The sequence below is a fragment of the Pseudogemmobacter sonorensis genome, from assembly GCF_042762395.1.
Lineage (GTDB): Bacteria > Pseudomonadota > Alphaproteobacteria > Rhodobacterales > Rhodobacteraceae > Pseudogemmobacter > Pseudogemmobacter sonorensis.
The window spans coordinates 1-26,274 of sequence record NZ_JBEFZE010000007.1; the positions used below are offsets into that span (position 1 = coordinate 1).

General features: G+C 63.0%; 32 protein-coding genes. 27 read left to right on the top strand and 5 right to left on the bottom strand.

Annotated elements, in window-relative coordinates:
- Positions 1 to 143: 143 nt before the first annotated feature.
- The 25 genes from ABNX41_RS07370 to ABNX41_RS07490 all read left to right on the top strand — a co-directional run bounded on the left by ABNX41_RS07370 (position 144) and on the right by ABNX41_RS07490 (position 22,423).
- Positions 144 to 956, top strand: coding sequence for an adenine nucleotide alpha hydrolase family protein (locus ABNX41_RS07370; RefSeq protein WP_438669081.1), 813 nt, complete (start codon positions 144 to 146; stop codon positions 954 to 956).
- Complete coding sequence (locus ABNX41_RS07375) at positions 953 to 1,978, top strand: DUF1376 domain-containing protein (RefSeq protein ID WP_438669082.1); 1,026 nt, start codon at positions 953 to 955, stop codon at positions 1,976 to 1,978. The genes ABNX41_RS07370 and ABNX41_RS07375 overlap by 4 nt, the downstream gene beginning before the upstream one ends.
- The gene (locus ABNX41_RS07380) at positions 1,975 to 2,469 is read left to right on the top strand and encodes a hypothetical protein (RefSeq protein ID WP_438669083.1); all 495 of its coding nucleotides are present in this window, start codon (positions 1,975 to 1,977) and stop codon (positions 2,467 to 2,469) included. The genes ABNX41_RS07375 and ABNX41_RS07380 overlap by 4 nt, the downstream gene beginning before the upstream one ends.
- Positions 2,470 to 2,484: 15 nt before the next feature.
- Positions 2,485 to 2,982, top strand: coding sequence for a hypothetical protein (locus ABNX41_RS07385; RefSeq protein ID WP_438669084.1), 498 nt, complete (start codon positions 2,485 to 2,487; stop codon positions 2,980 to 2,982).
- Positions 2,983 to 3,056: 74 nt separating this feature from the next.
- Complete coding sequence (locus tag ABNX41_RS07390; RefSeq protein WP_438669085.1) at positions 3,057 to 3,326, top strand: spike base protein, RCAP_Rcc01079 family; 270 nt, start codon at positions 3,057 to 3,059, stop codon at positions 3,324 to 3,326.
- Positions 3,323 to 4,393, top strand: a complete 1,071-nt coding sequence (locus ABNX41_RS07395; RefSeq protein WP_438669086.1) for a hypothetical protein — start codon at positions 3,323 to 3,325, stop codon at positions 4,391 to 4,393. The genes ABNX41_RS07390 and ABNX41_RS07395 overlap by 4 nt, the downstream gene beginning before the upstream one ends.
- On the top strand, positions 4,390 to 4,785 hold the full coding sequence (locus ABNX41_RS07400) for a hypothetical protein (protein ID WP_438669087.1): 396 nt from the start codon (positions 4,390 to 4,392) through the stop codon (positions 4,783 to 4,785). Before ABNX41_RS07395 ends, ABNX41_RS07400 begins: the two co-directional genes overlap by 4 nt.
- A 66-nt stretch (positions 4,786 to 4,851) precedes the next feature.
- Entirely contained in the window at positions 4,852 to 5,076 is a 225-nt protein-coding gene (locus ABNX41_RS07405; RefSeq protein WP_438669088.1) for a sigma factor-like helix-turn-helix DNA-binding protein, read from the top strand.
- 33 nt (positions 5,077 to 5,109) lie between these two features.
- The gene (locus tag ABNX41_RS07410) at positions 5,110 to 6,636 is read left to right on the top strand and encodes a hypothetical protein (RefSeq protein ID WP_438669089.1); all 1,527 of its coding nucleotides are present in this window, start codon (positions 5,110 to 5,112) and stop codon (positions 6,634 to 6,636) included.
- 14 nt (positions 6,637 to 6,650) lie between these two features.
- A complete protein-coding gene (locus ABNX41_RS07415) occupies positions 6,651 to 8,945 on the top strand; it encodes a hypothetical protein (protein WP_438669090.1) in 2,295 nt (764 codons plus the stop codon).
- A gap of 78 nt (positions 8,946 to 9,023) precedes the next feature.
- Entirely contained in the window at positions 9,024 to 9,338 is a 315-nt protein-coding gene (locus ABNX41_RS07420) for a Gp49 family protein (RefSeq protein ID WP_438669091.1), read from the top strand.
- Positions 9,339 to 9,341: 3 nt separating this feature from the next.
- Positions 9,342 to 9,683, top strand: coding sequence for a hypothetical protein (locus ABNX41_RS07425; protein WP_438669092.1), 342 nt, complete (start codon positions 9,342 to 9,344; stop codon positions 9,681 to 9,683).
- Positions 9,680 to 10,129, top strand: coding sequence for a DUF2829 domain-containing protein (locus ABNX41_RS07430; RefSeq protein ID WP_438669093.1), 450 nt, complete (start codon positions 9,680 to 9,682; stop codon positions 10,127 to 10,129). Before ABNX41_RS07425 ends, ABNX41_RS07430 begins: the two co-directional genes overlap by 4 nt.
- A 3-nt stretch (positions 10,130 to 10,132) precedes the next feature.
- Positions 10,133 to 10,417 (top strand): hypothetical protein, encoded by a 285-nt coding sequence (locus ABNX41_RS07435; RefSeq protein WP_438669094.1) that lies wholly within the window; start codon positions 10,133 to 10,135, stop codon positions 10,415 to 10,417.
- Positions 10,414 to 10,896, top strand: coding sequence for a hypothetical protein (locus ABNX41_RS07440; RefSeq protein WP_438669095.1), 483 nt, complete (start codon positions 10,414 to 10,416; stop codon positions 10,894 to 10,896). Before ABNX41_RS07435 ends, ABNX41_RS07440 begins: the two co-directional genes overlap by 4 nt.
- Before the next feature lie 13 nt (positions 10,897 to 10,909).
- Complete coding sequence (locus ABNX41_RS07445) at positions 10,910 to 11,179, top strand: hypothetical protein (RefSeq protein ID WP_438669096.1); 270 nt, start codon at positions 10,910 to 10,912, stop codon at positions 11,177 to 11,179.
- Complete coding sequence (locus ABNX41_RS07450) at positions 11,172 to 12,350, top strand: hypothetical protein (RefSeq protein WP_438669097.1); 1,179 nt, start codon at positions 11,172 to 11,174, stop codon at positions 12,348 to 12,350. Before ABNX41_RS07445 ends, ABNX41_RS07450 begins: the two co-directional genes overlap by 8 nt.
- Before the next feature lie 41 nt (positions 12,351 to 12,391).
- Positions 12,392 to 13,351, top strand: a complete 960-nt coding sequence (locus tag ABNX41_RS07455) for a phage major capsid protein (protein ID WP_438669098.1) — start codon at positions 12,392 to 12,394, stop codon at positions 13,349 to 13,351.
- A gap of 68 nt (positions 13,352 to 13,419) precedes the next feature.
- On the top strand, positions 13,420 to 14,274 hold the full coding sequence (locus ABNX41_RS07460; protein ID WP_438669099.1) for a hypothetical protein: 855 nt from the start codon (positions 13,420 to 13,422) through the stop codon (positions 14,272 to 14,274).
- Positions 14,275 to 14,282: 8 nt separating this feature from the next.
- Positions 14,283 to 15,224 carry a phage adaptor protein gene (locus ABNX41_RS07465; protein WP_438669100.1) on the top strand — a complete coding sequence of 314 codons (942 nt, stop codon included), beginning with the start codon at positions 14,283 to 14,285 and terminating at the stop codon, positions 15,222 to 15,224.
- A gap of 38 nt (positions 15,225 to 15,262) precedes the next feature.
- On the top strand, positions 15,263 to 16,684 hold the full coding sequence (locus ABNX41_RS07470) for a hypothetical protein (protein WP_438669101.1): 1,422 nt from the start codon (positions 15,263 to 15,265) through the stop codon (positions 16,682 to 16,684).
- 14 nt (positions 16,685 to 16,698) lie between these two features.
- Positions 16,699 to 17,151: a hypothetical protein gene (locus tag ABNX41_RS07475; protein ID WP_438669102.1), complete on the top strand. Its 453-nt coding sequence runs from the start codon at positions 16,699 to 16,701 to the stop codon at positions 17,149 to 17,151.
- On the top strand, positions 17,105 to 18,175 hold the full coding sequence (locus ABNX41_RS07480) for a hypothetical protein (protein WP_438669103.1): 1,071 nt from the start codon (positions 17,105 to 17,107) through the stop codon (positions 18,173 to 18,175). The genes ABNX41_RS07475 and ABNX41_RS07480 overlap by 47 nt, the downstream gene beginning before the upstream one ends.
- Before the next feature lie 76 nt (positions 18,176 to 18,251).
- On the top strand, positions 18,252 to 20,168 hold the full coding sequence (locus tag ABNX41_RS07485; RefSeq protein WP_438669104.1) for a transglycosylase SLT domain-containing protein: 1,917 nt from the start codon (positions 18,252 to 18,254) through the stop codon (positions 20,166 to 20,168).
- Positions 20,168 to 22,423 carry a hypothetical protein gene (locus ABNX41_RS07490; RefSeq protein ID WP_438669105.1) on the top strand — a complete coding sequence of 752 codons (2,256 nt, stop codon included), beginning with the start codon at positions 20,168 to 20,170 and terminating at the stop codon, positions 22,421 to 22,423. The genes ABNX41_RS07485 and ABNX41_RS07490 overlap by 1 nt, the downstream gene beginning before the upstream one ends.
- On the opposite strand, the gene ABNX41_RS07495 is transcribed toward ABNX41_RS07490, so the two are convergent.
- From ABNX41_RS07495 to ABNX41_RS07515, 5 genes are all read right to left on the bottom strand, one after another.
- Positions 22,323 to 22,940 carry a hypothetical protein gene (locus ABNX41_RS07495; RefSeq protein ID WP_438669228.1) on the bottom strand — a complete coding sequence of 206 codons (618 nt, stop codon included), beginning with the start codon at positions 22,938 to 22,940 and terminating at the stop codon, positions 22,323 to 22,325. The two genes, ABNX41_RS07490 and ABNX41_RS07495, sit on opposite strands and share 101 nt — an antisense overlap.
- 147 nt (positions 22,941 to 23,087) lie before the next feature.
- Complete coding sequence (locus tag ABNX41_RS07500; RefSeq protein WP_438669106.1) at positions 23,088 to 23,435, bottom strand: hypothetical protein; 348 nt, start codon at positions 23,433 to 23,435, stop codon at positions 23,088 to 23,090.
- 33 nt (positions 23,436 to 23,468) lie between these two features.
- Positions 23,469 to 23,840, bottom strand: coding sequence for a Rap1a/Tai family immunity protein (locus ABNX41_RS07505; protein ID WP_438669107.1), 372 nt, complete (start codon positions 23,838 to 23,840; stop codon positions 23,469 to 23,471).
- Positions 23,816 to 24,403 carry a YfjT/YkfB family phage-associated protein gene (locus ABNX41_RS07510; protein WP_438669108.1) on the bottom strand — a complete coding sequence of 196 codons (588 nt, stop codon included), beginning with the start codon at positions 24,401 to 24,403 and terminating at the stop codon, positions 23,816 to 23,818. Before ABNX41_RS07510 ends, ABNX41_RS07505 begins: the two co-directional genes overlap by 25 nt.
- 142 nt (positions 24,404 to 24,545) lie before the next feature.
- The gene (locus tag ABNX41_RS07515) at positions 24,546 to 25,298 is read right to left on the bottom strand and encodes a hypothetical protein (protein WP_438669109.1); all 753 of its coding nucleotides are present in this window, start codon (positions 25,296 to 25,298) and stop codon (positions 24,546 to 24,548) included.
- Between the two features lie 129 nt (positions 25,299 to 25,427).
- Here ABNX41_RS07515 and ABNX41_RS07520 point away from each other — a divergent pair, with 129 nt between their 5' ends.
- Both ABNX41_RS07520 and ABNX41_RS07525 read left to right on the top strand, forming a co-directional pair.
- Complete coding sequence (locus ABNX41_RS07520; RefSeq protein ID WP_438669110.1) at positions 25,428 to 25,724, top strand: type II toxin-antitoxin system HigB family toxin; 297 nt, start codon at positions 25,428 to 25,430, stop codon at positions 25,722 to 25,724.
- Positions 25,724 to 26,104, top strand: coding sequence for a helix-turn-helix domain-containing protein (locus ABNX41_RS07525; RefSeq protein ID WP_438669111.1), 381 nt, complete (start codon positions 25,724 to 25,726; stop codon positions 26,102 to 26,104). The genes ABNX41_RS07520 and ABNX41_RS07525 overlap by 1 nt, the downstream gene beginning before the upstream one ends.
- Positions 26,105 to 26,274: the final 170 nt, after the last annotated feature.

Genomic DNA, 26,274 nt, shown 5'->3' on the forward strand with positions numbered 1-26,274 from the left:
TCCCGCTCGAAGGGCTTACCATCGCGGCAAACGTTGGGGAGACCAACCTTGGCTTGGGCAAGCGGGCATGGGACGAAATCAACAACGCCGTTGCCCACATCCGTAGCGCCCTCACCACCCCCGGAGAAGGGGAGACGCGGTAGATGGCGAGCCCCTACATCCTTCCCGACGGCAATGTGCAGATCGCATTCAGCGGCGGCCGCACCAGCGCCTACATGCTGCATCAGATCCTTGAGGCCAATGGCGGCCTGCGCGATGGCGTGATTGTCAGCTTTCAGAACACTGGCCGCGAGATGCCACAGACGCTGGATTTCGTTGCCGAGGTCGGGCGACGCTTCGGCGTCATGATCACATGGCTCGAATACCGAGCCGCAAAGCCGCTGTTCGAGTTGGTCGGCTACCAAGGTGCCAGCAGGAACGGCGAGCCGTTTGACGCCCTGATCGCCAAGAAGCAGGCTCTCCCGAACCAGTTCAAGAAATGGTGCAGCGCCGAACTCAAGACGCTGACGGCCAAGAGATACCTCCGCTCCATTGGCTGGCGGTCGTGGTCCAGCGCCATCGGGTTCCGCGCCGACGAAAAGCACCGCTCCCCGTATCCGGACAACAGGTCCACCCCATGGTTCCCCTTGCGAGCCGCAGGCGTGTCGAAGCATGCGGTCGCCTCGTTCTGGCGCAGCCAGCCCTTCGACCTCGCGCTGCCCTTGGTCAACGGCAAGACCGTGGGAGGAAACTGCGACGGATGCTTCCTGAAATCCGAGGCGTTCCTGTCCGCACTCTCGCGCGACATGCCGCTGCGCCATGCGTGGTGGGAGGCGCACGAGTGCCGCCGGAACCATCAGTTCAGTGACCGCTATAGCCGCCGGGAACTGCGCGAATTCATGGAGCGTCAGGGCGATTGGGCGCTGTCAACCGAGGGAGCGCTTTGCCAGGCCAATGACGGGGAGTGTATGGCGTGACGCTACCCTACTACCCCCGCTACACTCGGAATTTCCTCGACGCCACCACCGGGTGGTCGCTCGAACTCAAGGGCGCCTATTCGATCATCCTCGATCTTATCTATCTCCATGATGGGGATCTGCCCGATGACCCCCACTTCATCGCCGGGAATCTCGGGTGCAGCGTTCGCAAATGGAACCAGATCCGCGCCGACCTGATCGCCCGCAAAAAGCTGATCTTGAGATTATCTCAGGATAATCTCGGGATTATCTCGAATAAACGCGCAGATAAAGAAGCGGAAAAACTGAGAAGATACGAGAAAAAACAGCGCGAAAATGGAGCCAAAGCGCATGAAAACAAGGGGATAGCTTCTGCCATCGCAAGCCCCACCGCACCGGCCAGCGCGATGCCACCGCATATCCCAACGGGGGGGGAGAATAAAGATATAGATATAGATAAGAAGGAGGAGGAGGGCGCGCGTGCGCGCGAGGCGATCTCTGGTTTTTCGGAAGAGGCTGCCGCAGGCCCCGCCGAGCCCGATCCGCCCCCGGAACCACCGCCGGATCCGCCCCCCGAGACGCCAGGCCTGACGCCGATCCCGGCGGGCCTGCTCGATGACATCCGCCACGCCCTCGGCATCCAGCCCCACGAGGTCGGGACCTACTGGTCCGATCCGTCGCTTTCGGAGCACGCCCGGGCTTGGCTCGATCTGCCGCTCGCCCCTGACCGGATCGTGGCCGAGGCGAAGGCCAGCCGGGCGCGCCATCCCGATCCGCCGGACGGGCCCAAGGCGCTTGATCGCTGGATGGCGCAAGCCGCCAAGGCGAGCAAATCCGCCGCTGCCGTCAGGCCAGGGCGGGACACGCCCGCCAAGGCCAGCAAGCCGCCGTCCTCGCCGGAGGATCGCCTGAAATTCTTCGCGGATTGGGTCAATGGTGCAAGGCCGCTGCCCGGCAGCGCGATCTCGTCGCTGATGCGGGATGCGCTGGTGGAAAAGGGTCTTGTGACGATCGAAAGGCTGCGGGAGAGGGGAATCCGATGACCATCGCAATCACCAACATGGTCGCTTCGGCGCGGGATCTTCGCATCTGGGCCGCGACCGCCAAGCCTCGGGATTTCGTGACCTATCACGTTGGCCTGGTCGCACAGGACCGGGCCACGAATCCGGGCCTGCACGAGCTGGCCGAACTGGTGAGGCTGCTTCAGGAGACCGGCTGGCTGATCGGCTCGACCAAGCGGATCGCTATGGCCGCCGTCGAAGGGTTTGCCTATTTCGCCACCAGAACCGGCGGCGGTTATGCGCCGCGCTGCATTCTCAACGCCAGCCTTTCGCCGCGGGAATACCGCGCCATGTGTGCTATTCGGGATCGCATCGGCTATTCATCGGCGCAGCGCGCGGTGCGGGATGCGCTGTCCTGCGGCGAGGATGAATCCGCCGACCTGCTGGCCTTGCTCTATGCCCGAGGGTGGGTGGAGGCGGCGCCCGAAAAGGGGTTTCAGGTCAGCGCCACCGGACTCGCGGCGATGTTGTGACTTCGGGGCAGGGATATGCAGGCGCGCGAATTTCTGATGGTCATAGGGCAGCAGGCAGGCGAAAGGTCTCGAAACTGCAAATACGACCCTGACACGCATCCGCAGATGGTGCGCGATCTGGCACAGCAGGGCGAGTTTCCCGAGGCCTGGATGGCTGAGATCGGCGTCACCCCGCAAACCATGCGCAATTGGGCGCAGGCGCATGAGGAGTTTCGCGAGGCCGTCATTCAAGGCCGCATCCTGCTTCAAACCTTCTGGACGCGGGAGATTGCCAAGAACCGGAATAACCCGAATGCCAAGCCAGGCCTGTATCTGCTGATCGCGCGCCGGTTCAAGGATCTGTATGCGGCGACCGGCAACGTCGATCTTGCCGAATGGGTTCTCAGGAAGGAAGAGGCCGAGGGCGTTCCCGGCGATACGCCTCCAGCGCAGATGTCAGATGATGCGATCGAGCGGCGCCTTGCGGAGTTGCGGGCGCGGGATTCTGTCAACTCGGAGCGGGATGAGGAATGAGATAGCGCCAGGCCGCCGCACCTCCCCCCGATCCATGCGCAAGATCCCCTTGATGCACAGATCGGGAGCCCAACATGCGCCAGGATGATCAATTTCCGGGTACCTCGCACACCGCGCCGTTTCGTGCTGGCGCGGCCATCATCCCCAGCGACACCGAGGATCTGCCCCCGCATCAGATCCCCCGCGCGCTCTACTGCACGGGCGACGGCAATGTGCGGGTGAGCCTGATCGACAGCGACGATCCGGTCACCCTGCCGATGGTTGCCGGGCTTCCGCTGCCCGGGCGCGTCACGCGGGTCTGGGCGACGGGGACCGATGCCACCGACATCGTGGGGGTCTGGTGATCGGTCTCTCCCTCACCAGTGTCGTGCTTGGTCGGCGGGCGGCCCCCGTCTGGACCCCCGGCGCGCTGTTCGGGCCCGCGACCCCCGGCATCTGGATCGACCCCGCCCGCCTCGACCTGCTGGCCCAGGATGCGGCGGGCAGCGTCCCGGTGACCGGCCCCGGCCAGCCCGTGGGCCTTGCCCGCCGCGCTGCGGGCACGGTCGATGCGGCGCAGCCCGTGGCCCTGTCCCGTCCGACGCTGTCGCGATGGCCGAGGGGCGGACGGCGCAATCTCGCCAATGGGGCGCAGGCCGTGGGCGATGCGGCCTATTGGCCCGAGGCGGTCACGAGCAACGGCATCACTGCGGCCAAGATCGCGACCGGCGTCGAGGACGGGGTGCCTTACGTCGACGTCAGGTATCAGGGGTTGGCTGCCGGGACCCAACATGCGGGCGCCTATATCATCTCCAACTCCAATGCCCCCGCCGCTTCGGGCGAGGTATTCACGGCGCGGGTGACGGCCCGCGTCATCGCCGGATCTGCCCCGGGTGGGGTCGCCATCCCCGGAATCCGCATCAACATAGAGGAGCGCAATGCCTCGGGGGTCTGGGTTGCGGGCGGCGGATCGGCCGTGGGCGCAACCTCGGCCGAGGATACAACCGTCACGCTGACGCGCGCCTTGACCGACGCCACGGCCGCCAGCGCGCAAACAGTCGTGACCCTGGGCTTTACCTCGGGCGCGGTTGTCGATGTGACCTATCGGCTCACGGGGCTGCAATTCGAGGCTGGCGCGACCGCCACGCCGCTCCAGCACAATCGCGGCCCCCATGACGTGACTGAGCCGGGGGTGCCGGACGTCTGGCACCTCTGGGATGACGGCGGCGACAGCCTGCCGGTGTCGCTGCCCGCTGGCACCTACGGCCGCGCCTGGGTCGATCACCTCGGCGCGGTGACGGTGGACGCAGTGTCAGACCCCGCCAATGCGCTGCTGGCAGCCCGCCAGGCCGGGGTGATCCTTCGCCAGGGCGCCTTTTCGCCCGCCGAAGAGGCCGCAATCAGAAGCTATTGGGAGGGACTGGCGCCATGACCGGACTGATCGACGTGACCATCGCCGCGCCGCTGGCCCTGCTTTACGAGGCGGGGCAACTCGCGCGGTGCATCGGCTATACCGAGGCCGATGGCGACACCTTCGAGCGCGGCCAGCGCATCGGTGGATATGCGGTGGCCTCGGGCCCCGTGCACCCTGCCTTCGTGACCAATGCCGTATCAGTCCTGGTAGAGCCGCCCTATGGCGCTGACATGGCCGCCGCCGCCATCGCCCAGGCCGCCGTGCAGATCCTGGCCGCCACCATGGGCGATGATGGCGAGGAGGTCTGGGACGCGCCGATCCCTGGCCGCATCCTTGCCGTGGTCGGCCTGGCGCCCGACCGGGCGCATGCGGTGATGGGGCTGGCGGTCGAGACCTCCACCGGCGGCTGACCCGGGCCGCCGCACACCATGGCCCCGATGTGCGATTCCCTGAGCGAAGTCAGAGGAATCGGGATCATGGCCAAACCAGCAATCCGCGACGTGCCCCGCGCCCGGGACATTGAAATCCTCGACCAGATCCAGCGCCGGTGCCGCGGAGAATCCGCCTATGCCATCGCGCGGGCGGCCGGTGTCGATGGCGCCAATCTCAATTCGCTCATGCGCAAGGTCCTCGCCGATGATCTGAAATACAGCGGCGAACCCGAAGAGGTTGTGCGCGCGGGATACTGGCCCGGCGCATGATGCGGGATCTGATCGCGCCGGATCGGTGACGCCATGAGGATGCTCGGGCCGCAGGATCTGGAAGAGCTTGAGCTGCTGGAAGAACTGGACAAGCGGCGGGCGCGGTCCAGCTTCCTCGCGTTCTACATGCGTATGACGGGCTTTATGCCGCAACCACACCATAAGCTGACCTGCCGATTTCTTCAGGCGATGGAGGATAACCTGATCGACCGCGGCATGGTTTTCATGCCGCGCCGTATGGCGAAATCCACGCTTTGCACCCAACTTTTCCCTGCATGGCTCATGGGAATCTATCCTCGCGAGTTCATCATGTCGGCAGTTCACACGCAAAAATATGCCGAGAAAACAGGCAAGATTGTGCGAAATCTGCTGCGCGCACCGGAATTCCCTTTCGACACTCAGTTGGCGACGGACAGCCAGGCAAAATCGCAGTGGGCGACGACAGAGGGGGGCGAGTATAACGGTTTTGGTCTTATGGGTGGGTCAACGCACGGGAACCCGGCTTCCTGGCTGATCATGGATGACCTGATTAGAGGCCGAAAAATGGCGCTGTCGCCTCACATGCGGGAAGAGGCTTGGGAGACCTATAAAGCTGACCTCGTTTCATCACTGCAGGGCCGGAAAAAGCAGCTGATCGTCACGACACGCTGGCATGAAGATGATCCCGCAGGCCGCATTCTCCCCCTGGGATTCGATGGTCGCACAGGATGGTATGAGGACCGCGAGACCGGCGAGAAATGGTATGTTCTCAGTCTGCCTGCCATTGCCGAGCGCGATGATGACCCGCTCGGGCGCAAGATAGGCGAACCGATGTGGCCTGAAGAGTTTGCCGATAAGTTCCGCGTTGCCCAGATGCGGGGCGGGTTCATCTGGTCAGCCCTCTATCAACAGCGCCCGAGCCCGGATGAGGGTATTCTTTTCACCCGCGATCACGTCACCCGCTTTGATCTGAACAAGGTCGATCTGACGCGCCTAGAAACCTACATCTCCTCTGATTACGCAGTCACTGCAGACGGCGAGTCAACCGATCCAGATTACACTGTCCATATGGTGTGGGGGGTTGATGGCGAGCATAATATCTACCTGCTCGATATGTGGCGTGGTCGCACCCAATCTGACGAATGGATCATGCACTGGCTGCGGCTGGTGAAAAAATGGAAGCCTCTCCGCGCCTTTGAGGAACAAGGGCAGATCATCAAGTCAGTCGGCCCGATGATTCGGACGATGATGCAGAAGCACCGGGTTTTCGTGAGCCGCGTCCAGATCGTATCTGACATGAAGAAAGTCCCGCGCGCCCAGGCCCTCTTGGGATGGGCTGCCATGGGCAAGATGTTTCTGCCACACCGCCACACATGCCCCGCCGCTTGGCTGCCACACCTTGAGGAGTTCGAAAAGGAACTACTGCAATTCCCAGGTGGCAGACATGACGATACCGTGGACGCCGCAACGCTGTTCGGGCGCGCGCTCGATCGGATCGTGGCGGGCCAGCACCCCGGAAAGCCGCCCTCGCCGCACGGGGATACGCTGGATGACCTATGGTCGCGCCATGAGGATCGGTAGCGCCGGGAAAAGGTATGATCGGGAACAACATCGTGCCAGCGGGCAGCGTCGGCACCGCGGACCAGGATATTTCATCCTATGATCCGAGCAACGCGCTCTTCGAGGTGCCGGAAAGCGATCCTGAGGCCGAGGCGCAAGGCGCGCTGGAGAACGCAGGTTTCTGGAAGGCACAGATCGAAGCCGCGCTGACCTCCGAGCGGCGGTGGCGTCAGGAGGCATTGAACGCCGAGAACCTGTATTTCGGCCCCGATCAGGACCCGGGCGTCACATCCTCGGATGAGGCGCCCAAGATGAACCTGATCACCGATGATGTCAGCTTCATCCATGCCAATATCGATGTCCTCAAGCCGCTGGTCTTCTCGGAAACCCCAACCCCCATCGTCACCCGGCGCTGGCGCGGCGACGGCAGGTCCGACGAAACCGACTTGATGGCGGCCGAAGCGGGGCAGCGCATCGCGCAGTGGATCCTTTCGACCACCTGCTTCGACCAGACCATGGAGCGGGCCCGGGACGATTGGCTGATCGCCGGGCGCGGCGTGGCCCGGGCGCTCTACAAGGCGGAATTCGGCGAACAGCCGGTGGTCGATCCGACGACAGGCGCGCCGATGATCGATCCCGCCACCGGGATCCCGGTCTCCGAAACCGTCAAGACCAGCGAGGAGGTGATCCCGAAGGCCTGGGAGTGGCGTCGTGCCCTGTTCTGCCCCGGTCACAGCTTCGAATCCACGCCATGGATCGCCTTTGAGACCCCGATGACGCGATCCAGGATTGCGAAGCGGTTCCCGGATCACGTCAATGATTTCGCCTTTACGACGCCCGGGCTGGCGGGGCAGGGGCGCGCGCCGGGGGACGATGAGCGCGACACCGGCCGCATGGGATCGACGCTGGACCGGACCGGAGAGATCAGCCTCAACCCTTTTGCCGTCGCCACGGTGTGGGAGATCTGGGTCAAGGAAGAGCGCCGTATCGTCTTCTGGTCGCCCGATTGCCCAGGCGTGATCCTCGAAAAGCAGGACGATCCGCTTGAGCTTGAGCATTTCTGGCCCATGCCGAAGCCGCTCCTTTCCACAACCCGGGGCGACAACCTCACGCCGCGTCCGGACATCAGCTATTACGCCGAACGTGCCCGAGAGATCGATAAGGCGACCCGGAAAATGAAGGAACTGCTGGAAACCCTCGCGGTGGCAGGCCTGTTTCCGGCAGCGGAAACCGACACCTTCAAGCAGCTGTTTTCGGGCAAGAACCAGCTGATCCCGGTGCAGAGCTGGATTTCCCTGATGGAAAAGGGAGGCACGGCCAACATGATCCAGTGGCTGCCGCTGGAGCAGATCATGAATTGCCTCAATGCCCTCTCGATGATGCGTGAGGCTTCAAAGCAGGCGATGTTCGAGCATTCGGGCGTGTCCGACATCATGCGCGCCCAGGGCGATCCCAAGGAAACCGCCACGGCGCAGCAGTTGAAGGGGCGATATGCCGGGATGCGCCTTTCCGTGCGCCAGCGCCATATGGCGGTGTTCGCGCGAGACATGCTGCGGATCATGGTCGAGATCATGCTTGAGATGTTCGACACCGCGCGGCTCGCCGAGATCTGCGGCCTTGATCTGCCGATCAGCGAGGCCGAGCGGCATATGCGCCTGATGCAGATCGAGCAGGCCCGCATGGTCTTCGCGCAGGAGATGCAGGCCTATCAGGCCTTGCAGGCCATCGCACAACAGGCGCAGCAGGCCGGGCAGCAGGTCGGACCCCTGCCGCCGCCGCCGCAGGAACCGAAGTTCGACCGGGTGCCCGAAACCTCCTGGGAGATGGTCCACAATCGGTTGCGGGACGATTTCAGCCGCAAGATCACCCTCACCATCGAGACCGATTCCACGATCCTTGCCGACGAGCAGGCCGACAAAGAGGCCCGCATCGAATTCCTGGGGGCCTTCTCGACCTTCGTCCAGCAGCTCATGCCGCTGATGGGCTCCGGGCAGTTCGACATGAAGACGGTCAAGGAACTCCTGCTGTTCGGCATCCGGTCCTTCCCGAAATCCCGCACCCTTGAGGGGATGATCAACCAGCTTCCCGAGGAACCGCAGGGCCCGCCGCGCGAGGAGACGCAGGTCACGGTCGCCAAGATCCGCGCGGAGACCGACAAGCTTCTCAAGGAAATGGAGATGGCGGACGCCGACAAGGAGCGCGCCCACGAGGTCAGGCTCAAGGGCGTCGATCTGATCGCGGATGCGGCCGACAAGGGCACGGACCCTCGGCGCCGTGGCGAGCGCCCGAAACCGCCCGAAGCGGAGCGGCAGGCTGTCGCCGCCGTCTGAACGCGCAGCCTCGCCGCACGGCGGGGCCGGGGCGTGGCATGTGATTCGCACACACACAGCGGCCATGGAGCCTTGCATATGACTGAGACCAGACACCAACAGGGCGAGGCGGAAGCCGCAGCTGTTGCGAAGACCACGAACCGGGTCACTCTCGACCATATCCTCTCCCGCATCGACAGTGAGGAATACCTGCATCCCTCCGCTGCGCCTCACGTCACCATCTGTGTCCTCACGCTGATCAACGGTTTCACCGTCATCGGCAAATCAGCACCGGCAGACCCCGAAAATTTCAATCTCGATCTGGGGAGAAAGATTGCCCGGGATCAGGCGATCGCGGAAGTTTGGGGGTTGGAGGGCTACCTCCTGCGCGAACGGCTCCATGGTGAGGGCTGACCCATGTCCAGCACCGAACCCAAAACCCCGCGCGATTTCGGCTGGATCCTCCTTGAACTCATGGGCCACCGGCAGCGAGTCGGCCTCGCCCGAGAGGAGGAGATTGCAGGCGGCCTCATGCTGCGGATCGATATCCCGACCGAAGGCGAGGATTACGCGACCGAATACTACGGCTCGGCGTCGATCTATGCCCTGCGGCCGATCTCGGAGGAGGTGGCGCGCGATCACTGCGCCGCCCGCGATCCTCGCCCGCCGCGCCCGGTCGGCTACAGGGCCCAAAGGCAGATCGGGAATGACTTCGGAGATACCGAGGGTGACGAGGATGACGAGGATTTTCCGGTATGAACCTCGACTTCTCCATGGCCCTGCGCGCCCTCAAGAACGGTGATCGCGTTTCCCGCGCTGGGTGGAACGGCAAGGGCATGTGGCTTTCCGTCCAGCGCCCCGACCCGGGCAGCCTCATGACGCTGCCCTACATCTACATGCGCACGGCGCAGGGCGACATGGTGCCGTGGCTTGCGTCACAAACCGATCTTCTGGCCGAGGATTGGCAGATCGTGCCGCAGATCGCCGCTATCCCGGGCGCGCCCGACCCGGTGCGCAAGATCGTCCGCCGCGTCGTCTCGGCCGCGCTGGACGAATTCGAGCGCGAGCGCATCGACCCCAGATCCGCCAACGCGCGGGCGGCGCTGCTCGCGACGGCCAAACACCAGCTTTCGGCGCGGGGATTGCCCGCCCCCGGCGATCTGTCGGCGCTGATCGCCGCCGAACTTGGACTTCAGGAGGCCTGACCCATGATGATCACCCAACGCGCCGCCCTACTGTGCAGCACGTCGATCACCTCGCCGCAGTCGATCCCGGCCCAGCCGGAACATCTTCTTGAGCGGATGATGATTGCCCACGCCTATCTGGGGCGCCAGCCGATCGTCATCAGCAATCCCTTCACCGGGGCCCCGTTCTTCATCGAGACCGAGCCCGACGACTGGCGCGATTTCATTGCCCTTGCCGAACAGCGCGAGGGCGGGGTTGAGGGGTTGACCCGGGAAATGCGCCGCAGTGCGGGCAGGGGATCACATTGACCAGCCTCGCCATCTCCGACCTCGGCAGTGAATACGACCGCATCTTCGGCCAGAAGCCCGAGGATGCGGGGGCCGGGCGCCAGCGGCTTTGCCGGGTTTGTGGCGGCTGGCACCGGCTGGACGCCTGGCCGCACAACTGCCGTTCCGAGGCGCCGCGCCGAAACCGCGACCTTGCCGCCCCCCAATTGGCGCCGCGCTTCGATGAATTCCGCACAGGGCTGACCGAAACCGCCGAGATCATCGGCGACCGCCGGTCCAAGCGCGAATTCATGGACCGTCACGATCTGGTCGAATGGGATGATGGCGTCCAACCCGATCCCGGCCCGACAGAGCGTCAGTGGAAAGAGGATTTCGTGCATGATTTCAAGCGCGCGCAGCAAGAGGACCCGCTGAACCGGCCGCCGGTCGACGTGATCGGGCAGACCGATACCGGGGGTGCGGGCGAGATCGACATCACCAGCATGGAGATTTCGACGTGACGGAGATCAGCGCGTGAACAGCAAAGACAGGCCGCAGTTGATCCCTCTGTCGATCATCACCGATGCGCCCGAGGCGCAGCGCCTGGCCGAAGCGTTCAATCGCCTGGGCGGACAGATCATGACGGCGGTCGACGGCGCCATCCACACCCGCACGGCGCCGCCTGCCGCGCGCCGGGCCCGGCATCTGGTTCACGGCGCCCTGATCGATGCCGGGATGCAGGCGATGATCGCCCTTGGCCACACCATCACACCCGACCAGAACGGAGAGAACGACCATGGCTGATATCGAGACCGACGACGACATCGAACGTGACGACGATTTTGGCGTGGTCGATGACGATCAGGACGAGCTTCGCGCCGTCCTGCGCAGGGCCATGCACTCCGGCTCGGACGATCCCGATCCAGCGTCGGATGATTTCGACCTCGATCCTCTGCCCGATCAGGAAATCACCACGATTTCCCCCGACGAGGGGCTGAAGCTGATCGACAAGGCCAACCAGCCCGGGGCGAAGCGGAAGGATGCCGACCCGCCGGAGGCCGAAGAACCGGCGGCGGCGCAGGCCGAGGCCGCGCCGGAAAAAGCCGACGCGCCCGCCGAAAAGGATGAAACGGGGGAGACGGAAGCCGCGCCCGCGCCTGCCGAGCCGAAATCCGACCTGGATTCCCTGCTTGAAGGGATCGATCCCGAGCGCGCGGGCAAGATCCGCGAGCGGATGGCGGGATACGAAGGTCTGGACGAGGTTTTTGCCAGCAACAAGGATGTGCTGAACGCGATCTCGCAGGGCGAGGGCGGCCCGGCCAAAGCGATCTCGAACCTTCTGGGCCTGCACCAATATGCCAACAAGAACCCGGACCAGTATCTGGCCTGGGCGGCAACGCAGCTTGGGTCCGATCCCGAGGCGGTGATCATCAAGGCGGCGGAACACCTTGGCCTCAAGGTGACGAAGCCCGAGGCCGATCCCTTCGAGGATGAGGAGATCAAGAAGCTGCGCGAGGAGAACCGCACGCTCAAGTCCCAGGGTCGCCGCCTTCCGTTCGGGCCTGACGTGCAGTCGCCGCAGGACCAGCTTGGGGCGTTCGCGACCGAAAAGAACCCCGATGGCACGCTCAAGCGGCCGTTCTGGGACAACCTGCATCCGCAGGTGGCGCAGCGCGCCACCGACGAGCGCGCGCGCACGGGTCATCCCGTGACCATCAAGGATCTCGACCGCTTCTATCGCGAGGCCGAGGACCAGATGCGCGGCCTGTTCACGCCCGCCGCACCGCCGCCGCCGGTTGTGGCACAGGTTGCACAGACACCAGCGGCCCCCGAGACCAACGGGAAGATTTCCCGGGCTCAGGCGGCCAGCAAACAATTGGACGGCTCTGGCCAAGGTGCCGACCGTCACTCCGCTCCACCGGATGGTGCGGATCTGCGCGGCACCATTGCCCATTTCCTGAGGCAGGCGCGCTGATCCGGCCGGACGAGCCGGGCGGGATATGACGTGAGGATATCATGGCGAACCCGAACTGGGGAGAAATGGTGACGGCGACCCTGGCGCACCGCCGGAAGAAGACCGCTGACGCCATCTCCAAGAACAACATCCTGATGCACGAGATGCGTCGGCGTGGCCGTCAAAAGACGATCGGCGGCGGTCGGACGATCTCGACCCCGATCATGGTCGGGGTCGAGAATGCCAACTTCCAATGGTATGTCGGGCGTGAGGCCCTGAACATCGCGGGTCAGGAAGTGCTGACCTCGGCCGAAATTCCGTGGAAGCAATACGCCTGCGGCGTCTCCATCTCCGGCCTTGAGATGCTGATGAACGATGGCGAAGAGCAGGTCATCGACATGATGGCGGCGCGCGTCCAGCACGCCGAAAAGACCATCGTGAACCAGATGCACCAATCCGCGCACGGCGACGGCACCGGCGCGGGCGGCAAGGAATTCGGCGGCCTGAAGCTGATGGTCGGCGAAACCCCGGGTGCCACCTATGGCGGCATCAACTCCGGCGTTTCGGTCTGGTGGGACAATCAGCGTTCCATCCTGGGCGCCGCGCCGCTGACCTCCAACATCTACGCCTCGATGCTGGAACTCTACCTGCGCACGTCGCGCGGCACGGACAAGCCGAACCTGATCGTGTCGGACAACAGCTACTACGCCACCTTCTCGGGCGGCCTGCAGGCACAGCAGCGGTTCATGGACAAGAACCTGGCGTCGGCGGGCTTCCAGAACATCATGTTCGAGATGGTTCCGGTCGTGGCCGATGGTGGCATGGGTGGTTTTGCCGAGGCGGGCGCCATGCGGTTCCTGAACCTCGATACCATCGAGATCATCATGCACAAGAAGCGCAACAATGTTGTCCTGGGCGGCCCGCGCCGCCCCCTCACCGAGGATTCGGACACGGTTGTCATCGCGGGCATGGGGAACTGGATCTGCAACAACCGCATGCTGAACGCGGTCCTGACCCACTGACACGAGGGGGCCCGGTGAAGGTCGGGCCCCCTCCTATCCCATCGCAAACCCCTCAAGGAGGCGCCCCTGTGCATCCCGCAATGTCTTCCTTCTCGCCCGCCAGCCTTGCGGGATCGTCCTTCGCGCCGAACCTGACCGGCTCCGACCTCAGCCATGACATGGCGCCGGTCGCCGGTTCGGGCGGGCTTCACATCCAGTTTTTCTACCTGCAACTGCGGGTGACGGACCCCGACCCGGCCAAGAACGGCGGCTATGTCACCAAGCTCTGCATCGCCAAGATGCCGAAGGGCGACAGCAAGACCGTCGCGACCCGCTTCATTTCCGAGGCGCAGGCCATGCGCGAGTATCCGCAACAGTTCGCCCAGTTCAAGGCCACGGGCGAGGTGCCCACCTCGGGCACGCCGATTGCGGAACTGCCCGGCATCAGTCAGGCGCAGATCGGCCTCCTGCTGATCCACAATATCCGCTCGATCGAGGATCTGGTTTCGCTGCCCTCGGAACGTGTCCAGATGATGGGGATCGACGTTCACGCCGCCTGGCGCGTTGCCACGCTCTGGCTGGAGCGCAAGACCGAGAACGCCGATCTGACCGAGGCAGCCGTGCGCGAAACTGCGCTGGAGCAGAAGGCGGTGGCGGCCGAGACGGCGCGGATCGCGGCCGAACAGCGCGCGATCCAGCTTCAGGCGCAGATCGACGCGATGAAGGCCATGGGGGCGGGCGCGCAGGCCGTGCCGGGCATGATCGCACAGAATGCGCTGGTCGCGGCGGCCGGTGCCGTGCCGATCGAGGGCGACAGCTTCGACGCGGGTCAGGGTGAGGAGTTGTTCACCGGCGGCCTTGTCAGCGGCTCCGACGATCTGAACGACCCTGCGCCCGCGAACGATGATCCGCTCGGCATCACGCGCGGGAAGCGCGGGAAGTAAGTCGCACGATGGCGCGCACAATCCTTGAGATCGCGCAAGAAGCAGCGGAGCGGGACGCCACGGCGCCCGCTCCCGAAAAGCTGTTCGACACCGATAACAAGGTCTCCAAGATCCTTCGCCGCGCCGCCTCCGACACGATGCGCGAATTCCTGGCCAAGACCGGGACCGTGGGCACCAGCGAATTCCAATCCACATGGGCCTTTACCCTCGTGCCTCGCCGATACGCCTATCCGCTTCCGCCCGATTTCCTGCGCGTGATACCGGATACCGAGCATCGCGGCGGCTGGCCGCTCGGGTTGATCGGCCCGGCCAATCCGAGGTCCTGGGCCAACTGGCTGCACGGCGGCGCGGCGGCGCCCGCCTCGATGGGCTGGCGGATCAGGAACAATCTGATCTGGTTCGAGCCGGTGCCTGCCGCCATGGAACTGGTCACCATCGAATACATCTCCCGCTATCCGGTGGTGTCCGGGATCAAGGCCGGGGATTACGACGCCAGCCAGACACCACCGATCTGCACCGCACCCTTCGTTCCGCGCGACGGTCATATCGACCTTGCCGCGCCCGTTGCGCCCACGGTCGAGAACCAGGGCGAATATGACGCGCCACCGGGATACGATATCGCCGTCTGGGGGCCCGAGACCTTCGAGGAGCTGCGCCGCATCTCGGTCACCTCGGGCATTGCCCCGCTGCCGCAGGTCCGCCGCCCCCAATTCACGGCCGACGACGATCTTCCCGCCTTCGAGGACGATCATCCGCTTTCGCTCGGCATGACGTTCCGCCTGCGCCGCGCGCTCGGTCTCGATTATGCGGAGATCGCCGCGGAATATGAGGCCGAGATTGAGGCCAAGGTTGCCGCCGACGCGGGCGGGGGGCGGGCCTTCCGCCTCGGGGTGGATTGCGGCAGCGCCGCGGTGGCGCCGCTCGGCGACGGCAGATGGCTGGTGTCCTGACCATGCGCCGCCAGAGAGCAAAGCGGGAACGCCGCCAGATGGCATCCCAGAAATCCGTCCAGATCACGAACATCCCGCTGCCGACCAGCGGCTTGTTCGTGGAGGCGCGGTCGGGAATCGTCAACGGCGTCTATGCCGCAGCACTTGAGAACCTCATGTCGACGGGCGTGGCGCTGCGCACCGTCCCGGGCATCAACTGGATCGGGCTTCACGCGCCGATCCTGCGCCGGATCCCCTTCGATGCCGCCGGTTATTCGAAATATGTGGAGATCAGGCCCGATCAGGCGGTCTGTGGCAACCACAAGATCAGCCGCACGTTCTCGGCCAGTGTCTCCGCGGCGAAGATCTCCGACAACCTGCTGATCTTCGACGGGATATCCCGGCCGGTCCAATACAACGGCCTGGCCTTCTCCATCTCGGAATTCGAAACCAATGCGGGCGTATCGGCCGAAAGGCTGGATGGCGTCGTGGTTCACCACGACAGGGTTTTCGCTTGGGACAGCCGGTCGACGGCTGACGTCTACTACGGCGACGTGGGCGCGATAACCGGGGAGTTGAAGCGGTTCCCGATGTCGCGCCTCGGGAACATCAAGGGCAGCATCGTGGCGATGCTTTCGCTCACCCTCGACGGCGCGAACAACGTCAATGACGCGCTGGCGGTCTTCACCTCGACAGGCCAGATCATCATATACGAGGGCTTGGACCCGGGCGATGCCACGGGTTGGAGCCTGTCCGCGCGGGTCGAGGCGGCATGTCCCGTCTCGCCCCGGGCCTTTGCTCAGATCGGATCTGACGTGTGGATGTTGACGCCCCATGGCGTCGTATCGGTGCGCCAGTCGATCAGCACCTCCGTCATGGCCCTGGTCAGCGATATATCCATCCCCATCGCGAACCTCGTGCGCGACTGGATCGAGGAGGGCGGGTATTCCTGGACCATGGCCGTGAACGACGATGGTTCCTGCATCGTGATCTCCGGCTCGAACTCCACGACATTACAGGCGCGGCAACTGATCTACTGGACGAAATCCAGATCATGGTCCACCGCAAGCTGGCCGGTGCGCGACCTGCACAATCTTGGCGGGCGGCTTGAGGGAACCGGGCTGGACGGCAGGCTGGCGCGGTTCAGCCGGGAAAACCCGGATCAGCCCGTGACCGCGCGGTGGGAAAGCTCGTGGTTCAGCGCGGGCGGGCCGTCCCGAACCGTCCGCTTCGTCAAGCCCACCATCAGGGCATCGGCGCCGCTGGACGTGACGATCCGGGTGCTTTCCGATTTCAACGACACCCCCGCAGACATTGCCGAGGCAACGCAGGTTGTCAGGATCAGACCGGAAGAGCCGGGGGCGACCGTCACCCTGTCGGATCTGATCGCGCAGGATGTGACCGGATCGGTTTTCCAGATCACCATGGAGGTTACCGCGCAATGGGCGGAAATCGTGAGCCTTCAGGCGGGAATCGGCTGAGGCGCCTCGGAAACGTGCTTTACGGCGCGGATGCCGAGGTTGCGGCATGGATCGCAGGCCGCATTCCTGGTTACCGACCGGAGAGCGACACCCGGGCGCTTGGCGTCATCAAGGATGGTGATCTGGTCGCGGGCGTGACCTATGAGCGGTGGAACGGTCTTCATTGCGAGGTGTCCATCGCGGCGCTACCGGGCTCGGCCTGGGCGGATCGGCGGACGCTGTTCGCGCTCTTCCATTTCCCCTTTGTGCAGCTTGGCTGCGAGGCCATCACGGTTCTGGTTCCGATGACCAACCTTCTATCCCTGAACCTTGCGACCAAGCTGGGGTTCGAGCGCCAGGCGATCATTCCCTTCGCCGCACGGGACGGCTCCCCGCTGATAGTGCTTCAGCAGTTCAGAGGCAGATGCAGGTGGTTGGGATATGGGCAAGGGAAGCAGCAGCGCGCCCGCGGCGCCGGATCCGTATGAAACGGCTTCGGCAGAGGCGCAGGTCAACCGCCTCGATACCTACTCCCCCGCAGGGAGCGGCACGCGATACGGATATACCGATGCCAACGGCAATTTCGTGCAGGGCGTGGCGCCCGAGGGGTATCAGTCCGCCGTAACGACCGTCGAATCGCCGTGGGAGACGGCGATCCGGGAAATCCTGCAGCCGACCTCGGTCAGCCTGGTCAGCCAGGTTTCGGATATCGTGAACAACCTGCCGGAAGCCGCGACAGCACAGGACACCTCGGCGCTGGCGCAGCAGATCTACGATACCGGATACGCCAGGATGGCGCCGCAGTTCGAGCAGGAAAACAACCGCCTGCTCTCGAACCTTCAGGCGCGCGGCATACCTGTCGGGGCCGAGGCCTTCACGGACGCCTACAATACGCAGCAGCAAGGCGTGAACGACGCGCTGCAAAACCTGACCCTGGGTGCCACGCAAGCCGCATCGACGGAGCAATCGCGGCTCTTTGCCCTCGACAGCGCGGAGCGCCAAAGCGCCATCTCGGAACTCATGGCGGCGATGACCGGCAGCTACAATCCGCCATCCAACGTCGCCAGCGGCCAGGCCGCAAGTGTCGACTACAGCGGTCTGGTCAATCAGCAATATCAGAGCGACCTGAACCAATATTACGCCGACCAGCAATCCAGAAACTCGACCCTCGGCACACTCGGCTCGCTCGGTGGCGCTTTGCTCACCGCCGGAAAGAGCACCCGCACCGCGAAGGATGTGGGGCCCGAGGTCGATCTTGATGCGGCCGCCGCCACCATCATGCAGATGCCGGTGCATCTGTGGTCCTACAGGCCGGAGTCGGCGCCCGAAGGCTTCGGGACCGAAAATCACCTCGGGCCCATGGCCGAGGATTTCCGGGACCTGACGGGTTTGGGCGACGGCACGCATATCGCCTTCATCGACCACCTCGGCGTCCTGACCGCAGGCCTGAAGGCGGCGCTGATGAGAATCGCACTCCTGGAGCGGGAGATTTCGGGCGCGGAGGTGAACTGAAATGGCGAAGTTCGGCCAGGGGGCAGGGGCCGCAAACCCTATTCCCGCCCCGCAAGACCCGGCCCAGAAGTCGAAAATGACTGATGATCAGCACGACTTTACAATGCAGCTTCTCGCGCAGGCCATGGCTTCGTCCGGCGGTTCGGGAAGTCCGCTTGCGGCCTTCCTGACCCCAATCGCCGGGGCAGCGATTGGCAAAAAGGCAACGAGAAAGCGCGATGAAACGCGGGCGGCAGAGGCAAGCAGCATCTCCGACACCTTGCTGAACTCCATGATGCCAGCAGGAATCGGTGGCGGTGGAGTGACTCAAAGCCGCGGGTCGATATCATGGAACGGGGAAAACCCCTTTGCCGCCGTGGAACAGCAATATGGGCTGCCGCCGGGATATCTTGCGCTGACCGCGCACATTGAAAGCGGCATGGACCCCAATGCGAAGAATCCGAATTCCAGCGCGGGCGGACTCTTTCAGTTCATCGACAGTACGGCGTCGACATATGGGCTTTCTGATCGTTTCGACCCTGCGCAGGCAACGGATGCCGCCGCCCGCCTCGCGGTTGACAATGCAAACACCCTCCGGCGCGCGCTTGGACGAGAGCCTACCGCCGCAGAGCTATATCTCGCGCATCAGCAGGGCGCGGGCGGGGCGTCTAAGCTTTTGGCGAATCCCGATGCTCTCGCATCTTCCGTTGTCGGTGTTGATGCTGTCCGGCTGAACGGCGGTGATCCCAACATGACTGCGGGGCAATTCGCCAATCTCTGGCTTGGCAAGTTCAATGATGCTTACGGGGCCGGGGCGGGATCTGCCGGGGGCGGTGCCGCCGTGGCGGCTTCTGGACCTGGTGCGCCCGCGTCTGCGCCCGGGGCAGGGGCGGGGGTGGATCGAGAGCGGGCGATGCAGCTTCTCGGTGTGATGAACAACCCGAATGCGACAAATGAGCAGAAATCCCTGGCCGCTCAAATGCTCGATCGGATGATGACGCCCTCCAACCCCATGGATGCGATCAAGCTTGAAACTGCACAACTCGAACTGGAAAGACTGAGAAACCCCGGAGTTTCCGATGCAACGAAAGGAGCCCCGGCCGGACATATGTGGGCTGATCCAAGCAATCCGGCCGCAGGGGTGATACCCATCCCTGGGCATGTGGATACGGTTGACCCGACCACGGATCAGCGAAATTACCAATTCTACGCTCAACAGGAGATCGAAGCAGGGAGAGAGCCGGTTTCGTTCAACGAATGGGGGCTGCAATCGAGGCGTGCTGGGGCGACCACGGTCAATGTGGGTGACGGGGCACCGGGGCTTGGCAAACTCAGCACCGACTATGCCTATATCGTGGATCCTGAAACGGGTAAGATAAAGCTCGATCCTCAAGGGCTTCCTATGGCGGCACCTGTTCCCGGCAGTCCTGCGGCGCAGGCAATTGCTGCGGCGAACGATAAGGGGGCGATGCGAGCGGATCAGGCCATGACATCGGCTGAGATTGTCAGAGAAGACATTGGCCGGGCAAAAGAGCAGGTGGCGAATGGCGGGATTATGCCGGTAACAGGTGCCGCAGGCAGCTTGTTGTCGAACATCGGCGGAACCGGCGCCCACGATCTGCAACAGACCATCCTCACGATTCAGGCCAATGTCGGATTCGACAGGTTGCAGCAGATGCGAGAAGCCAGCCCAACTGGCGGCGCACTCGGATCCATCACAGAGCGCGAGCTTGCCACGCTTCAGGCCGTTATGGGTAGTTTGGCACAGTCGCAAAGCAGGGATCAGTTGCTCTATAATCTGGATCGCCTTGACCGGATCTATTCCTCTATCATGGAAAAAGCCGCCGCATATCCGAATTCGGCTGAATTCGGATTCGGCGCTGTCCCCGGCGCACCCGTTGGCTCGGCGCCAGCACCGGGCCCGGTCCAGATCGGCAGCCGCACCGATTACGACGCCCTTCCGCCGGGGGCTGAATACATCGACCCCGAGGGGAACCGCAGGAGGAAGCCGTAATGGCTGGCGAAGATCAATGGTGGCTGAACGATCCGATTGTAGGACCCGCGACAGCATCCGAGGATCGGTGGTGGGAAAAGGATGAGGTGATCTCGCCCGCGCCAGGCGCTGACGCGGTGACAGCGGAGCCCGCCGCGCAATCCGCCGCTATGACCGATGGTCTTGCCAGACTGTCGGACATGACCGTGAACCCGCCGCCACCGGCACGGGGTATCGGTCAAGTCCTATATGACAATGTGATCGGCGATCCCGATGATGGAGTCCAATCTTATGGCGAGAGTCTGGGCACTTGGCTGAACCGCGCTGGTGAGAGTGCAACCCTCGGCATTGTCGGAGATGAGGCCAATGCGGCCGCCTATTCCATGTTGCCGGGACGAACCTATGAGGGGGAGCTTGGCCGCTTCCGGGCGAACGAAGACAACATGTCCACGATGGGCCGCCTCTCCGCCGATCTTGCGGGCGGTCTGATCCCGGCTGCCGCAGGTGTCGGCGTGGCAGCAAAGGCGCCATCGCTGGCCGGGGTGGCGGGAAGGGGCGCACTGATGGGCGTTGGTGCGGGTGCAACACAGGGTTTTATGGAAGGGGAAGGCGGCGTGGCGGATCGTGCCGGATCTGGCGCGATTGGCGCGGGGGCAGGGGCCATTCTTGGCGGGGCGATCCCTGTCGCCGGTCACGCCGCAGGCAAAGCCGTCCGGTCAGTCAAAGAATCCTTTGGCAATAGCCGCATGGCGATCGAGATCGCCAAGAAATATGGGATCAAGCCGGAAACGGCCCGCGCCCTGTCGGAAACCCTCGGCGTGGATGATCCGACCGCTATCCGGTCCTATCTTGATGATGCCGGTCCTCATGCCATGATGGCAGACGCCAGCCCTGCCGCCGCTGGCGCCCTTGATGTGGCTATGCAATCCCCAGGCCGCGCCGCGCGTGTCGCGCATGATCGGATCACTGGTCGAGCCACGGAGGCTGCGCGCGATCTGACCGGGGCGCTGGATGACTCTCTCGGCAGACCCGGCGCTGCCCGAGGTGCGGAGATCGTTCCCTACAACCCTGAATTTGCCGCAAAGCAGGCGGGTGTTCCCAGAGAGGCTGATGGATGGGTTAAACTTGGCCCCCGGGGTCTATCCGATTCCATTCGGAGCGGGACAGCAAAAGCCAGGGATTCCGCATATAAGCGAGCCTACGCCGCACCCATCGACTATGCCAGTGAGGCCGGGCTCCGCATTGAGGATCTTCTGAAGCGCGTCCCGGATTCCGCCATCCGGCGCGCCAACGAATTGATGTCGATCGAGGGACTGCAAAGCGCGCAGATCATGGCCCAGATCGGCGATGATGGCGCGGTCACATTCATGCGGATGCCGGATGTTCGGCAACTCGATTACATCACGCGGGCGTTGAACGATGTCGCCGCAGCAGCAGATGGGCAGGGCAAGCTTGGCGGCACCACGGCGCTTGGGCGGGCGATTGGTGGGCTGTCCAAGGATCTTCGTGGCGCAGTGAAGGAAGCTGTTCCCGAATACGGCAAGGCGCTAGACATAGCGTCCGATGCGATCAGCGAGAAGAACGCGCTCGATCTCGGCATGAAGATCTTTTCCCCATCGACCACCCGGGAAGAGATCTTCGACGCGGTGAAGGATGCCTCTCAGGCCGAGATTGCTGCGATGAAACGCGGAGCAAGATCCTTCATTGATGAGAAGCTTGCAAACGTTCGGGCCGTCATCTCGGACCATTCGATTGAGCCACGCCAGGCGATGGAGGCGCTTCGACAACTCGGCTCTCCGGCGTCCCAGTCGAAGATGAAGGCATTGCTTGGCGATGGGTGGCAACCGCTCAAGGATTCCATCACAAAGGCTTATCGCGCTTTGGAACTGCGCTCTCGCACGGCAAGGAATAGCGCCACATTCGCGCGCGGCGTGGCCAACGAGGCCTTGGATGAAGCGATTAGCCCCAGCCTCATGCGACAAGGAAAGCCGGTCGCATGGGCCAAGGATGCTATTGCAACGGCACTTGGGGCAAGCAAAACGGCGGTAAAGCGCACCTCTGCCGACGCGAAAGCTGAACTGGCTGATCTTCTGACGAGACAGGGCGCAGGGAGCGACTTGCTGGCCGCGATGGAAAGCGCACGCAGCGGTCATTCTGTCGGACCTGAAGCGGGCATCATGACGAACCGGGCAGTATCTGCGATCCTCGGCGCCATGCTTCCGCGTGGCGCCGAGGATGTAGGGCAGGGCGCGCTAAACTTTGTGCAGGGGCGGTGATTGGGTTCGATGCCCGCTTCAGGTCGAGACGGTCAAGCTCTGCCCGCAGGCGCGGCATGATGCGGTGGATTTCCTCGGTCGCGGCGGCCGCTTCAAGGTTCAACTGGCGTTGATAGAAGATGTCGCGCAGGCCGCCGTTGGTTACCAGTTCACGCTGCTGGCGTAGAGCCTGTTCCAGTAATCCGGGTCGCTCGCCGCTTTCCGCGCGTGCCAGGGTATTGAGGAGAACGCCTCTTTTAACCGTATTGCTCCCAAGGCGCGCCTTTCCACTTCCTCTGGCGGAAGATGCCCATTCATCCAGATCCCAAGAAGAGAGGGGCTTGCCTTCACCAGATCGGAAGGTTCGGGTTGCGAAATCGTATCGCGCATCTGCGGCCTGCGGAATGAGGGAAAAGAGATTCGCCGTGCTGACCTCGATCAGCGATTCCACATTACCAAGATCGTCGCCTTCGGTCCACCGCAGGGCTGGAACGCCAAGTTTGGCATCCCCTTCGATCTGATACGGATGCGGCTCTATGTGCCACGTTGTTCAGATCGAAGATCCCCGCGAAAGCGGGTGATCCCCCCCCCGGCGAGGCGGGCGCCGGGGATCAGTCGCAGGCAGAGCCGACACCTGATGTGGGACAGGGTGTTGCGCCGCCTGCGGCTGTCGGGCGTAGCCCAGTCAACGGTTCGGCCAGAGTCCTGTAAGCTTCCAGATGAAGTATCGGATCGCCCAGTATGCCTTGGGGGCGAGCTTCAGTGCGTAGTAGGAAAAGGAAGCGCCACCAACGATTCCCAATGACATGACGCCAAGGGTAAGAAGAAATCTGGGAACCCATGGAAGGAACATCGTTGCGGCTGGAAATCCGCATAGCGCAAGCATCATGGAAACATGCCAATAATTCGGCCTTCCGGTTTCAATTTCTCTTTTGTCGGCCATATAAAGAAAAAAGATCACCGGCACCCCTAACAGTCCAATGATGATGGCTGAAAGAAAGGATTCGAGAGGGAAGGTTTCAGGTGTGTGCATGGCGGGTTAATGCTGCGGCATGACTATGAGGGGTTAGTGGTCAGGGCATGGAAAGCTAATATTAATGGCCGCATGGACAAGCTTAGCGGCGGCCGCGTCTCTAACTTGGGGGTGTTCGGCAAGGAATTTGCAAGCAACGTCCTTTACCTGGGTAGAGCTCAAGTTAGCCCTCATGCAGAATTGACCTGGAGCCGAATAAATTAAGGAAGTGTCAATGATCGCGTCAACAGCGCCAGAGACATAATGCTCTGCGTGTGACGGATATTCTTGACATAGTTTCCAGAGGGCGTTGCCGTCAACGAAGTGCTGTGCCTTTAGCGGCGCAATCATGCTGCACGAAAAAACGGCGAAAGCTGCCATAACGGCTTTTATGCGCGCTTTCATTGTAAAAGGTCCGAGGGGCATATGCCTATGGCATCACTTGCACCATTCAGGGTGAATGTTGCATTGGTGCCGTCCATATATCGCACATTTACCCACTGCTTCTCGCGAAACTTTCCTATGATGTAATCAAACTGGCTTGCCCCTGCACGGCTCGCGGATTCAATCGACCCATTTGAAAGAAATACCTCTCTCGGTGCCTCACCGTCGAATGTCAGCAGTATGGATGAGGAGTTCGGGGCATTTCCTATGAGGGCAAAGCTGATGGAGGTCACAGGTCTTCCAGGTGTGGGGATGCCACAAGCAACATATATCTTATTGCCCTGGCCCTTGGTTATGATGGCTTCCGATATCCCCATGCCCCAACCCGATTCCCATGCTTCATCGTTTCCAAAGGCAATGGCGCTACTTGCAAGGATTGCAGCGAAAATTACAGAAAACACTAACCGCACAACCATCTCCTTCAGTTCATCCGCTCGCGATCCAACTTCATGACCGGCCGTGCCAGATCGCCCAGAACCATCAAGACGCGGATCCCTTCTGCATAGCAGGTATTCGGCTGCCGCGCGAATTCTGATCTCGGTCACCTGAAAGCTTTCCTGCCAACCGATTCTTGATGACAAGATTTGTCCGACACTTCGGTGCCTGGGGCAATGCACTGAATCGCCTTGCGCAGGCGCCCCGAAGCATGCCGGAGCGCGAAGAAGCCCCCATATGGCCCCTGCCGCCTTACCTGCGCGCCTGATGTGCCGGAGCGATACGCATCACCGTCCCGGTATCGCCCGCCTGCCGCGCGCTGATCTTCCCGGCCAGAACACGCCCGAACACATCCTCGGCGGTCTGGAAACCACAACCGCGTAGGGCGTTGCGGAATGCCCGGAAAAGCCTGGCGATCTTGTCGAATGCCCGAGCCAGGGGGCCAGCCGGTATTACTGCGCCTGTCGCTGAAACCTCGGCAAAGGCCTCCGCAATCGCCTCCTCAATCCGCTCGGAATAGGAATGATCCGGGTAACGCGCATCGATATCGTGCTTTTCGATCCAGCCGGAAACCGCAGCGCGCTCCAGAGCCCCCCATTCCGCCGGGGTGAACAGATCCATGTGGCGAAGCGCGTGTATCACCTCGTGATGCAGGGTCTTCATGGGATCGAGCGAGGCGCCGATCACGATCTCAAGCGCACCGTCGCCGGTGATCGCGAAAGCACCCTGCCATTCGGCGCGCGCCTCGTGACCCAGGCGAACCCGCTTGAGGCCAATGCGGTCGAGTTCGGATCGCAGAGACGGCATTATCTTCTGGATAGGAGTCAGGGCTTGGTGTCGCATCGCCGGGGGCGCTGCAAGCGTCGTGATCTCGGATATCAGACCTGCGCCAGCGCGTTTCGCGCGTCTCTTCCTGGCCCCCCAAGGCTCGCCGACTTCCGGGATCGGGCCAGGACCGCAGTGCGGGACGGATGATGGTCGGGAATGTCGAATTGGGAGATCCATGAATCCGACATATGGCCGCATCATGCATTTTCAATCCGCTTCGTGTCGCAATGGTTCCCATTTTGAGAATTTATCTTGACTTCGGTTCCGTTCTGCATGATATTCCCAATACGGGAACGCGGAGCGGACATGCAGGTCATCGCCAAATCGACCCTACGAACCTTCTGGGAGCGTGAGCCCCGGGCCGAGGCGCCCTTGCTGGCCTGGTATGCGATCGCCTCGAAAGCCGAATGGACTGGCCCCGCGGACGTCAAGAAAGCCTTCGGAACGACCATCGATTTCGTGGGCGACAACCGCGTGATCTTCGACATCGGCGGCAACAAGTATCGCCTGATCGTTCACTTCGCCTACCCGTATCGCCGGGCGCTGATCAAGTTTGTCGGCACCCACAAGGAATATGACAAGATCAACCCGGAGACGATCTGATGGACATTCGACCGATCCGCACCCAAGCCGATCTCGATTGGGCGCTTGCTGAAATCTCCCCCTACTTCGACAACCAGCCTGTGCCAGGCACCCCAGAGGCCGACCGCTTTGACGTGTTGGCCGACCTGATCGAGGCCTATGAGGACCGTCATTACCCCCTTCCCGAAGTCGAACCCATTGACCTCCTGAAATCCCACATGGAAGCGACAGGCCGAAGCCAGTCCGATCTTTCCAACCTGTTCGGATCTCGACCGCGCGCGTCGGAAGTGCTGAACCGCAAGCGCGCACTGACGGTGGACATGATCCACAAGCTCAGCAGTGAATGGCACATCCCTGCTGATTGCCTTGTGAAGCCGTATCACCTGATGGCGGCGGAATGATGAATAGGCGCGGCCGACAAAAGCCGGTCGCGCCTGTGGTTGCGCTGGCTCGACACGCCTAGCCGGGGGAAACCAAATCCGGCCCCGCCCTGACCGCCTCGCCTCGCCGATCCAAAACTCGCAGCAGGTAGCCTGCCCGGACCAAGCCTTGACCGCCTTACCGTGACCTG

Coding starts and splice junctions, on each gene's coding strand:
- ABNX41_RS07380 (WP_438669083.1), top strand. CDS start 1,975: ATGACCATCGCAATCACCAACATGGTCGCTTCGGCGCGGGATCTTCGC.
- ABNX41_RS07450 (WP_438669097.1), top strand. CDS start 11,172: ATGGCTGATATCGAGACCGACGACGACATCGAACGTGACGACGATTTT.
- ABNX41_RS07465 (WP_438669100.1), top strand. CDS start 14,283: ATGGCGCGCACAATCCTTGAGATCGCGCAAGAAGCAGCGGAGCGGGAC.
- ABNX41_RS07370 (WP_438669081.1), top strand. CDS start 144: ATGGCGAGCCCCTACATCCTTCCCGACGGCAATGTGCAGATCGCATTC.
- ABNX41_RS07500 (WP_438669106.1), bottom strand. CDS start 23,435: ATGCACACACCTGAAACCTTCCCTCTCGAATCCTTTCTTTCAGCCATC.
- ABNX41_RS07485 (WP_438669104.1), top strand. CDS start 18,252: ATGACTGATGATCAGCACGACTTTACAATGCAGCTTCTCGCGCAGGCC.
- ABNX41_RS07415 (WP_438669090.1), top strand. CDS start 6,651: ATGATCGGGAACAACATCGTGCCAGCGGGCAGCGTCGGCACCGCGGAC.
- ABNX41_RS07505 (WP_438669107.1), bottom strand. CDS start 23,840: ATGCCCCTCGGACCTTTTACAATGAAAGCGCGCATAAAAGCCGTTATG.
- ABNX41_RS07420 (WP_438669091.1), top strand. CDS start 9,024: ATGACTGAGACCAGACACCAACAGGGCGAGGCGGAAGCCGCAGCTGTT.
- ABNX41_RS07470 (WP_438669101.1), top strand. CDS start 15,263: ATGGCATCCCAGAAATCCGTCCAGATCACGAACATCCCGCTGCCGACC.
- ABNX41_RS07425 (WP_438669092.1), top strand. CDS start 9,342: ATGTCCAGCACCGAACCCAAAACCCCGCGCGATTTCGGCTGGATCCTC.
- ABNX41_RS07400 (WP_438669087.1), top strand. CDS start 4,390: ATGACCGGACTGATCGACGTGACCATCGCCGCGCCGCTGGCCCTGCTT.
- ABNX41_RS07455 (WP_438669098.1), top strand. CDS start 12,392: ATGGCGAACCCGAACTGGGGAGAAATGGTGACGGCGACCCTGGCGCAC.
- ABNX41_RS07385 (WP_438669084.1), top strand. CDS start 2,485: ATGCAGGCGCGCGAATTTCTGATGGTCATAGGGCAGCAGGCAGGCGAA.
- ABNX41_RS07405 (WP_438669088.1), top strand. CDS start 4,852: ATGGCCAAACCAGCAATCCGCGACGTGCCCCGCGCCCGGGACATTGAA.
- ABNX41_RS07410 (WP_438669089.1), top strand. CDS start 5,110: ATGAGGATGCTCGGGCCGCAGGATCTGGAAGAGCTTGAGCTGCTGGAA.
- ABNX41_RS07480 (WP_438669103.1), top strand. CDS start 17,105: ATGGGCAAGGGAAGCAGCAGCGCGCCCGCGGCGCCGGATCCGTATGAA.
- ABNX41_RS07525 (WP_438669111.1), top strand. CDS start 25,724: ATGGACATTCGACCGATCCGCACCCAAGCCGATCTCGATTGGGCGCTT.
- ABNX41_RS07515 (WP_438669109.1), bottom strand. CDS start 25,298: ATGGATCTCCCAATTCGACATTCCCGACCATCATCCGTCCCGCACTGC.
- ABNX41_RS07490 (WP_438669105.1), top strand. CDS start 20,168: ATGGCTGGCGAAGATCAATGGTGGCTGAACGATCCGATTGTAGGACCC.
- ABNX41_RS07435 (WP_438669094.1), top strand. CDS start 10,133: ATGATGATCACCCAACGCGCCGCCCTACTGTGCAGCACGTCGATCACC.
- ABNX41_RS07430 (WP_438669093.1), top strand. CDS start 9,680: ATGAACCTCGACTTCTCCATGGCCCTGCGCGCCCTCAAGAACGGTGAT.
- ABNX41_RS07520 (WP_438669110.1), top strand. CDS start 25,428: ATGCAGGTCATCGCCAAATCGACCCTACGAACCTTCTGGGAGCGTGAG.
- ABNX41_RS07390 (WP_438669085.1), top strand. CDS start 3,057: ATGCGCCAGGATGATCAATTTCCGGGTACCTCGCACACCGCGCCGTTT.